The 8,410-nt window shown below is 42.2% G+C and carries 8 protein-coding genes and 1 pseudogene; 7 read left to right on the forward strand and 2 right to left on the reverse strand.

Features of this window, described 5'->3' with window-relative positions:
* Window positions 1–188 precede the first annotated feature (188 nt).
* Entirely contained in the window at window positions 189–1,163 is a 975-nt protein-coding gene (locus HMPREF0240_RS20105) for an alpha/beta hydrolase (RefSeq protein WP_009005241.1), read from the forward strand.
* On the opposite strand, the gene HMPREF0240_RS20110 is transcribed toward HMPREF0240_RS20105, so the two are convergent.
* Window positions 1,152–2,051 carry an AraC family transcriptional regulator gene (locus HMPREF0240_RS20110; protein WP_009005242.1) on the reverse strand — a complete coding sequence of 300 codons (900 nt, stop codon included), beginning with the start codon at window positions 2,049–2,051 and terminating at the stop codon, window positions 1,152–1,154. The genes HMPREF0240_RS20105 and HMPREF0240_RS20110 overlap by 12 nt on opposite strands.
* Before the next feature lie 187 nt (window positions 2,052–2,238).
* Between HMPREF0240_RS20110 and HMPREF0240_RS24520 the strand changes: the two genes are divergently transcribed.
* The 4 genes from HMPREF0240_RS24520 to HMPREF0240_RS20125 all read left to right on the forward strand — a co-directional run bounded on the left by HMPREF0240_RS24520 (window position 2,239) and on the right by HMPREF0240_RS20125 (window position 5,624).
* Window positions 2,239–2,391, forward strand: a complete 153-nt coding sequence (locus tag HMPREF0240_RS24520) for a hypothetical protein (protein ID WP_009005243.1) — start codon at window positions 2,239–2,241, stop codon at window positions 2,389–2,391.
* Window positions 2,392–2,742: 351 nt separating this feature from the next.
* Window positions 2,743–3,795 carry an amidohydrolase family protein gene (locus tag HMPREF0240_RS20115; RefSeq protein WP_198137830.1) on the forward strand — a complete coding sequence of 351 codons (1,053 nt, stop codon included), beginning with the start codon at window positions 2,743–2,745 and terminating at the stop codon, window positions 3,793–3,795.
* A gap of 96 nt (window positions 3,796–3,891) precedes the next feature.
* Window positions 3,892–4,842 carry a 2-keto-3-deoxygluconate permease gene (locus tag HMPREF0240_RS20120; RefSeq protein WP_009005245.1) on the forward strand — a complete coding sequence of 317 codons (951 nt, stop codon included), beginning with the start codon at window positions 3,892–3,894 and terminating at the stop codon, window positions 4,840–4,842.
* Window positions 4,843–5,009: 167 nt separating this feature from the next.
* A complete protein-coding gene (locus HMPREF0240_RS20125; protein WP_009005246.1) occupies window positions 5,010–5,624 on the forward strand; it encodes a TetR/AcrR family transcriptional regulator in 615 nt (204 codons plus the stop codon).
* 62 nt (window positions 5,625–5,686) lie between these two features.
* On the opposite strand, the gene HMPREF0240_RS23605 is transcribed toward HMPREF0240_RS20125, so the two are convergent.
* Window positions 5,687–6,592 (reverse strand): LysR family transcriptional regulator, encoded by a 906-nt coding sequence (locus HMPREF0240_RS23605; RefSeq protein WP_009005247.1) that lies wholly within the window; start codon window positions 6,590–6,592, stop codon window positions 5,687–5,689.
* Between the two features lie 1,235 nt (window positions 6,593–7,827).
* Between HMPREF0240_RS23605 and HMPREF0240_RS20135 the strand changes: the two genes are divergently transcribed.
* Both HMPREF0240_RS20135 and HMPREF0240_RS20140 read left to right on the forward strand, forming a co-directional pair.
* Window positions 7,828–8,184: a hypothetical protein gene (locus HMPREF0240_RS20135; RefSeq protein ID WP_035314324.1), complete on the forward strand. Its 357-nt coding sequence runs from the start codon at window positions 7,828–7,830 to the stop codon at window positions 8,182–8,184.
* Window positions 8,181–8,410: pseudogene (locus tag HMPREF0240_RS20140) on the forward strand (F0F1 ATP synthase subunit A); the annotation flags it as partial. The gene HMPREF0240_RS20135 and the pseudogene HMPREF0240_RS20140, both read left to right, overlap by 4 nt.

The raw sequence follows: 8,410 nt of genomic DNA on the forward strand, positions 1-8,410 counted from the left end.
TAAAGCGGAAAAAAATAGAACCAAATACTATGTTATTGATTTGACTGAATCAATAAATAAAACATTGTTTTTCTATTTTAAGTTTGATTACAGCCGTCAGCTGCGGTATGATATACTGTATGAAATATAGGAAAAGTTTTAAGATGAATAGATAATATAAGAAGGATAGACACAGGGGAAGGAGAACAATGGAAGGTATTTCAATTAAGACAAGGGCGGCGGATCTGGAGCCTGTTAAAAAGTATGCAAAATATCTGATGTATAAAGAACTGGTAGATGGCCGGCATCCGGAGATGCTGACTTTTGAAAATCTGCAGGAAATCGTGCCTGCATGGAATGCTGTGAGCATGGCAGCAGGCATAGGCAGGTTATGCGAGGCGGCGCAGCAGGGGCAGGTTATGTATGATGTGTACACGGAAGAAGAATGCATGGACGATGAGGAAAAAAAGGAAGTGAAGATCTGGCATCTCCCGGCGAAGAAATCAGGTAACACCCCTTTTATGATTGTCATTGCAGGCGGTGCGTATCACAGTGTGTGTTCCATGGTGGAGGCGTTCCCGCCGGCTGCGAAGCTGAATGAGCTGGGATATACGGTATTTATACTCAACTACAGGGTGGGCAGCCGAAGGGTAATGCCTAAACCGCTGGACGATCTGGCGGCGGCATACAGATACATATGTTCCTGTAAAAAACAGTTTTGCCTGGAAACAGAAGAATATGTAGTGTGCGGTTTCTCGGCAGGCGGCAACCTGACGAGCCTCTGGGGTACAGAAAAGTACGGATATGCAAAGTATCATCTGCCAAAACCAAAGGCAGTCTTTCCGGTGTATGCGGTGATCTCTTCCAGGCTTATGTTTGAAGAATCCAGAGAGGAATTTCTGAAAACGCTTGCCGGAGAGGGAGAACTGGCTGATGCCTCGGTTCTGGATGTTCCGGATCTTATGACAAAAAACTATCCGCCGGCCTACATCGTCCACTGTCGGGACGATTCTGTTGTCCCGGTTGAAAATTCAATATTTTTAAAAGAACTGCTGGACGAACGGCACATACCTGCCAGGCTTGAGTTGGGAGAAAAAGGCGGGCATAGTTTTGGTGATGGCCGGGGGACAGATGCAGATGGCTGGATCGGCAGGGCTGTGACATTCTTGGAATCACTGCAGTAAACGATTACGATATTCAAGCGGTGTGCAGCCCATTTGTCCGCGAAAAACTTTTCCAAAATAACTGCTGGAAGCAAAACCGCACTTAAGTGCGATTTCGGTGATTCTGTCTGCAGTATTCTGCAGCAGGCTGCACGCTGTCTGGATACGGTATTCGCGCAGATATACAAAGGGGGACGTATGCAGTCCTTCCTGGAAACATCGAAGGGCTTCGCGTTCGCTGATGCTTGCTGAGTCGGAAATATCACTTAACGAGATCTCTTCCATATAGTGCTCCTGGATATACAGGAGCATTTTTTTTAGCCGGTTTTCCCTTAGAAAAGAGCCGGCGGAATCAGAAACGGGAGATATAGCTACGGTATCTATCATATACAGCCAGATATCTGACATTAGATTTCTGGATTTCATTTCATATCCGAAAGTTTTACTTTGCTTTAATTCTGAAAGCCGAAGCAGAAGATCCAGAATCTCTTTCTGAATGGGTTCAGACTGAGATAAAGAGATTGATGAGGCCGCATTGGACTGAAGCAAAGGACCAATATACTTCTTGTCGAGAAGGCTGCCTTCTTCTGCGAGGAAATTTCTTCGAAACATATGTACTTCATAGACAATTTCGGTATCGGTCTTACAGGAAAGAAATTCGTGAAGGACATTGCTGTTTGTGAAAACACCGTCTTTTTCCTGGATCTGAAGGCTCATCTGCGGCGTGTTATAGGTTACAGCTCCTTTTTTAACATAAACAAGCTCCAGTTCTTCATGCCAGTGCCAGGGGGCGATCAGGGATTTTCCCCGCTGCGGATAGACATTTCTTATAATGTAGGGATATTCCGGTTCCATTTCAAATATTTTTTCGTGCTTATTAGATGTAAATATTAAGTCTTCAGGAAACATCTGATTTCTCCTTATGGTTCGGGCTGGCGGTTGTCTGAGTTTATGCCTGATGAATCGGGGGTATCTGCTTATGGCGATATTTTACCATAAAACAGTCGTTAAGAGAATATATTTAATGTATTATTTGCGGTAAAATTATAATGGTAAAGTAATAAAGCCAACCCTGAAGAGTAAAGGAGGTGCTGGTATGCAGAATGCAATATTTGAAATGCTGAGGTACATAGAGCAAAACAGCAGTTCTGATTTTTGTGAACGGCTGTCTCAGCTTACGGAAGAAGAGGCGGTGAGGATATACGAGGAGGAGTTTCGTCAAAAATCTTACTTACCGCAGAATGTTTAAACAGGAACTTAATTAAATGAAGTTGTGGACGAATGAAGCAATGATGAAGAGCAAATATAGAGTGGAAATATTTACGGGACCTTACGGCGTTTGGCAATGAACTGCGCGGTGTAAGGTCCTTTATATGCTTATAAATAATGGAAACCAAAACGGTCAGACACCGGTCAAAACCATGGAATCTGTATGTTATCACACCCTTCCCGGACAGTCCCGGAAGAAATGAAGGAATCCCTACAAAGCCGGGGATTCTGAGGCTGGTAATTCGTAAAATCCCTTGCTATAATGTGGTCATAAACAAAAGAAATCTGGCGCGCAAAAGATTTCCCTAAAAAATTTCAGGAGGTATTTGATATGAGTTTTGAGTTCAGAAAAGAATATGTAAAAGACTATGTTGCTCCTTATGGCCAGGAAATAATGCACGGTAAGATTGCTCTGGAAGAACACTATGAATCCCCTCAGTGGGAAGCGACAGGAGATCCTCAAAATGAGACTGCCAGAAATAAAGAAGATTATTTTGAAGCAGTTAAGGCAAGATTACATTCTGCGGAAATCCGCCTTGCTGATATGGATCGGAACGGGGTTGAAATGTTCATCATGTCTCTGACACAGCCGGGAATCCAGGAAGTCCTGGATACAAAAGAAGCTGTGGCACGGGCTCATGAAATGAATATCTGGATCTACGAGAATTATGTACAGAAATATCCAAACCGCTTTAATGCTTTTGCAGCAGTGGCTATGCAGGATCCGGAAGCTGCCTGCAAGGAACTGGAATTCTGTGTAAAAGAACTGGGATTCGTTGGAGCATTGGTCAATGGATACACGATGAAAAATGATAAAAATAATGTAGAGTATCTGGACGAAAAGCAGAACTTTGTTTTCTGGAAGAAACTTACAGAGCTGGATGTGCCGCTTTATCTTCATCCACGTGATCCGGTTCCGAACCAGCAGAGGGCATATCAGGGTTATGAGGGCCTGTTAGGTTCTGCATGGGGCTTCGGCGCAGAGACATCTACGCACGCAATACGCCTGTTATGCAGCGGCATCTTTGATGAACTTCCTACGGCGAAACTGGTTCTTGGACATCTGGGAGAGGGACTTCCATTTGGACTTCCGCGTGTGCAGCACCGTCTGAACAATCAGAAACCTTGTGGCGCTCATAAAAAGCCAATAACCGAGTATTTTGAAAAGAACGTATATCTGACTACAAGCGGCCATTTCCATACACGGGCATTTCTTGACACTCTGATGGAATGCGACAATACACATGTAATGTTCTCATCGGATACTCCATATGAAAGTCTTGACGAGGCGGCTACATGGTTTGATAATGTGCCCCTCAGCTATGCAGACCGTATCCGCATCGGCAGGAATAATGCCGTTGAGCTTCTTAAATTAGATATCTGACCGTCATACCTGCCGCCTGTAATCAGATAACTGGCAGATAGACCAGTTATCTGAGACAGAGGCCGGATATAAATAATTCAAGATAGGAGGGATATCTTGAAGATCTTAAAAACCGTGGAAAAGTTTCCGGGAGGCCTTATGGTCGGCCCCCTGTTAATTGCTTCGGTCATACATACCTGGGCTCCGGGAATCGTCGAAATCGGGGGCGCAACTACCGCACTTTTTTCATCTGCCGGTACCATGTGCCTGGCAGGGCTGCTGCTTTTCATTATCGGAAGCCAGCTTCCCATCCGGCAGATTGGAGCGGTCTTAAAGCGCCATGGAACACTGCTGGTCATAAAGTTATTGGCAGCGTTTGCTGTCGGAATGATTCTGATGCGCTATTTTGGGGCCAAAGGAATTTTAGGGATATCTACCATGGCCTTTGTATGCGTCCTTTCCAGCAATAATCCTGGAGTATTTCTTGCACTTACGAAAACATACGGAGATGAAATCGACCATGCTGCCTTCGGTCTTTGGAATGTAGCCTGTATGCCCACTATTCCCCTTTTGATTCTGGGAGCTGCCAGCGGCGCCGCGTTTGATTATATGGCGCTCGTGGCACTCCTCGTACCGTTTCTTCTGGGAATCCTGCTTGGAAATCTGGACGGGGATATCCGTAAACTAATGGCACCAGGATCTATGATTATGCTTCCATTTTTGGGATTCTGTTTTGGAATATCTGTGGATCTTGTAACGGCATTCCGATCCGGTCTCCAGGGACTCATACTTACACTTGTATTTTATGTGGTAAGCATTATCCCGTCATTCTTTACAGACCACTGGATCTTGAGACGGCCGGGATATGGTTCTGTGGCAGCCTGCTGTGTTGCAGGCCTTGCAATCGGAGCACCCACACTGATCGCACAGGCCGTTCCGGAACATGCTCCTTATCTGCAGACAGCAACCGCGCAGATAGCGCTTGTTATGATACTTACAACGGTTATCACCCCCTTCCTGACCCGATTCACAGCTGGGAAATTTGGAACAGCGGCTAGTGCCCGCTAAAAGCATTTCCAACAGGACAGGTGCTTTTCATAGTCCGTTCCGGTATCCCTGTCATTAAGTATTCCCCATCCGCTCACAAGTCTGAAGCTCGTGACCTATATCCCATTTACAAATGGCTTAGCGGGATTTATAATAATTATAAATCAATCTGCCAAGGAGGGATATCCATGAAGGAATATGGAGACCGCAGGAAAATACGAAGCCGCCAGTATCTGGTTGAGGCTCTGATTCATCTGATGGACAGGAAAACAATAGATGAGATCACCGTCCAGGACCTGGTAGAAGAGGCACAGGTTGCAAGGAGTACTTTTTATACTCAGTTTGAAGATAAACAGGATTTTTTAGATACCATAGTGGAAGAGATGTTTTTTGAACTTCGGAAAGAGACAAAGCCGGATTCCTATGCCAGGGAATCCGGCTTGAATTCCAAAAACAGCAGTAAATACTATGTAAAACATTTTGATTACATATCAAAAAACGCGGAATTTTTCCGTGTCATGCTGGGAAGCAATGGCCTTTCTTCTTTCCGACAGAAGATGGAGGAGAGCGCCCGGATTACTTATACCGAGATCCTGAGCCGGTTCAGCGATGATGATCTGTCATTCCCAAAGGAATATCTCATCCAGTACATTATCTCTGCACATATTGGTATAACAAGTAAATGGCTGGAGGGCGGTATGAAGTACAGCCCCTCTTATCTCGCCGAGCTGCTGACGCATCTTACGTTTCAGGGGGTATTTCATGGACTGGAACTGGATAAGATTATTGAACTACCTAAATGACAATTCGCTGCAGAAAAACGTAAACTCACCATAGTGGTCAGGATTAAACAGATGCCTGAAAATTATACGCTGTCCTCTTCGTGATTAAGCGATTTAAAATACTGAAAGAGCAGATTCAAAGGCTCAGTCATTGGTGCACTTTTGGGACATACAAGACAGACTCTGGAAATAACTGGTTTTTCAAAATGTGTCACTCTGATATTAGGAAACGGTAAACCGGACACTAAGTTGCCGGGGATGACAGCCAGACCAAAATTTGCATTTACCATGGACAGGATCTGCTCATGATGCTTGAAAAGATAAGAGAACTTCGGATATAAGTTTCTGGTCTGGAATAACTGCTTGATAGTCCGGTGCAGCGAAGAGGACTTATCAAAGGAAATGATGGGGTATTCCGCCAGTTCCTCAGGCGTAACATAATCTTTATTTAAATGCTCCATAGAGTCGGGATATATAACCACCAGCTCTTCAGACATAAAAGGAACAGATTCATACATGGACAAATCAAGAGAATCCGTGCGGATGATGGCAGCATCGATCTGTCGAAACTGAAGCATATTCTGCAATACATCCTGTTCTCGTTCGAGAAGGTTCACATAACTATTGGAAGAAGCTATCAGTTTTTGAAAGAAAACAATATCATCGTTCAGATTATATTCATTGATAATGGGAAGCACGCCTAAAATCAGGGGATGCTTGGACGTATTGTCATGCATTTTGTTTAAGTCTGACATCATAGAAGAATATTCTTTGGAAAACTTATCCGCAAATGCCAGAAAACGTTCCCCCTCTGGAGTTAAAATGTTTTCTTTGGCTTCTCTGATAAAAAGAGAATGTCCAAGCTCCAGTTCTAGTGCTTTTATTTGTTTGGATAAAGAAGACTGGGATATGTACAATTCATCGCTTGCAAGTGTAAAGGTTTTGCATTTTACAACTGTAAGAAAATACATTATCTGTGAAAGGGTCATACTTCACCTCCGTGATTTATGTGGGATTTGCGTTATACTTTGCACAAATTTGACAGGATATTTTTAAATTATATTAATTTAAGAAATATAGAAATAATCATTTAGAAATCAGAAAGTTTTCTGTGTTAATTATTATACAAAAACAATGATAAAAACGCAATTCTATTATGGAATAACACTGGTAACGAATGAGAATTGCGTTTTTATCATGCAAAAAAGTATAATAATAAAGGGGATGTAAGATATTTGTTGAACGATATATACAATAAAGCGGGATTCGCATTGTAAGCTTAGGAGAATTTTCTTCTAAAGGAAAAAATTTGATTGGGAAAAATCATAACAGATAGATTTTCTTAAGGGTTTTCTAATGCTTTTGACTAGGTTAAGCCGTTTAATTACACCTTATAGCTATGCTAAAAAAAACAGTAGATAAATTAGGCTAAGTTGGCGAATTAACTGAAAAAAGATAGGAAAATATCACAATATTCAAATATATTGTTTTGCACTATACTGAAGATATAGTTTATCGCATAGAAAGAATCCGGACTTTCGAATGAGAAAAAAGAGGAGGTATTACACAATATGGGAGAAAAAAAATCCGCGTTCCTGAAGTGCTGGAAACAGAAAAAATTTTAACATGGCCGTCATCAGCTAATGCAGAGAAGGAGATAACGGACTTCGTCGTAAAAAGCAGCAGGATGTACACCTGCTGACTGTACACATCGACTGTTTGACCAATAGGCCGGAACTTGCAGAGGAGTTTCCGACCTATTTCTAACTTCTCTGAATCATTCTATTATGGAATCATTTATACCGTAAATCGAATTGATTCACCAAATAAAAAGAAATAAAATAAAATTAAGAAATGGATGATTAAACTAACCACAGTTATACATTGAGAACAGCCGATTATGCAGGCCTGCAATTTCTCGGCAGATACGGACTTTCTTTGTTAATAAGAGGGTTGAACATGTTTACCATTATATAAGGTATCAAACTTTGTGGACGTTGTTACATTTTGATAATACTGGTATGCTTGAAAAAAATTATACATTAAAATTAAACAAAATTCTTAGATATGAAGTGAGCATAATTTACTACTTGTTACAAAAATCAAAATGTTAGAATACATTCATAATAATTTAGACGTCTAAAGAGAATAAATAAAGGGAGAAGGTGAGGAGTTTATATTAAGAAAGATAACTGCATATAGCCTTTAGAAAGGGACGATGAGAATGAAGGAAAATAAGAGCGGGAAAATAGCAGCTATCTATATTATTTATATTTTGCTGGCCGGGTTTATCAGTATACTGTGCGGAATCAAGTATACGGCCATGATAGGACTGCTTCTGGGATCCGCAGCTGCGTTTGCTAATTACCTGTTATTGAAGTTAGTAATATGCAGACTACTGGGTACCAGAAATATTTTTGCTGTTCAGATATTTCTTTTCCGGTACCTGCTGTACATTGCAGCCGTATACGTGTCTATGCGGATCGGCAGAGCCGCTGTTATAATGTTTGCAGCCGGAATCATAGGCTTATCGCTGTCTATTCTCATCGTATATGGAATAGGAGGAGTAAAAAATCAATGATAAACGTTGAAGAACTCGGCGCCCGGATTATCCTTGGCTTCGGAGAGGGAAAGCTGTTTATCACAGAGAGTACATTGTTTGGAATCCTGATTGCCGTGATCCTGGCCGTTTTGGGCATCTGGCTCGGAAGCGGACTTAAGACCGTGCCGAAAGGAAAACAGGTAGTTGCGGAGTTTATTGTGGGCTGGGTTTATAAGTTTACAGAGGGCAACATGGGGAAGGAGAA

Source organism: Clostridium sp. D5 (assembly GCF_000190355.1).
GTDB lineage: Bacteria > Bacillota > Clostridia > Lachnospirales > Lachnospiraceae > Faecalicatena > Faecalicatena fissicatena_A.

What these genes read in the sequence shown, in the direction of transcription:
- HMPREF0240_RS24520 (WP_009005243.1), top strand. Translation starts at nt 2,239, where the DNA reads ATGCAGAATGCAATATTTGAAATGCTGAGGTACATAGAGCAAAACAGC.
- HMPREF0240_RS23605 (WP_009005247.1), bottom strand. Translation starts at nt 6,592, where the DNA reads ATGACCCTTTCACAGATAATGTATTTTCTTACAGTTGTAAAATGCAAA.
- HMPREF0240_RS20110 (WP_009005242.1), bottom strand. Translation starts at nt 2,051, where the DNA reads ATGTTTCCTGAAGACTTAATATTTACATCTAATAAGCACGAAAAAATA.
- HMPREF0240_RS20125 (WP_009005246.1), top strand. Translation starts at nt 5,010, where the DNA reads ATGAAGGAATATGGAGACCGCAGGAAAATACGAAGCCGCCAGTATCTG.
- HMPREF0240_RS20115 (WP_198137830.1), top strand. Translation starts at nt 2,743, where the DNA reads ATGAGTTTTGAGTTCAGAAAAGAATATGTAAAAGACTATGTTGCTCCT.
- HMPREF0240_RS20135 (WP_035314324.1), top strand. Translation starts at nt 7,828, where the DNA reads ATGAAGGAAAATAAGAGCGGGAAAATAGCAGCTATCTATATTATTTAT.
- HMPREF0240_RS20105 (WP_009005241.1), top strand. Translation starts at nt 189, where the DNA reads ATGGAAGGTATTTCAATTAAGACAAGGGCGGCGGATCTGGAGCCTGTT.